This is a genomic window from Nonomuraea corallina (assembly GCF_027620315.1).
GTDB lineage: Bacteria > Actinomycetota > Actinomycetes > Streptosporangiales > Streptosporangiaceae > Nonomuraea > Nonomuraea corallina.
On record NZ_JAPNNL010000361.1, the window covers coordinates 1 to 477 of the forward strand.

The 477-nt window shown below is 69.4% G+C and carries 1 protein-coding gene; it reads left to right on the forward strand.

What is annotated here, in order from left to right:
• On the forward strand, positions 1-477 hold a 477-nt coding region (locus OUY22_RS36700), incomplete at both ends, for a DNA-directed RNA polymerase subunit beta (RefSeq protein WP_456299860.1).

The following is a 477-nucleotide window of genomic DNA, read 5'->3' on the forward strand; positions in this document are numbered from 1 at the left end:
GTGGATCGCCGCCCGCGGCTGGGACATCTCGGGTGTCGAGGAGGCCTGGGCCGAGCGGCTGCGCGAGAAGGGCTTCGAACGCGTGGAGCCGCGCACCAACGTCGCGACCCCGGTCTTCGACGGCGCCACCGAGGAGGAGATCATCGGGTTGCTCGACCGTACGATCCCCAACCGCGACGGGGGCCGGCTGGTCGAGCGGAGCGGGAAGGCCCGGCTGTTCGACGGGCGCTCCGGCGAGCCGTTCCCCTACCCGATCTCGGTCGGCTACATCTACATCCTCAAGCTGCACCACCTGGTCGACGACAAGATCCACGCCCGGTCGACCGGCCCGTACTCCATGATCACTCAGCAGCCGCTCGGCGGTAAGGCGCAGTTCGGCGGACAGCGCTTCGGCGAGATGGAGGTGTGGGCGCTGGAGGCGTACGGCGCCGCCTACGCGCTGCAGGAGCTCCTGACCATCAAGTCCGACGACGTCCA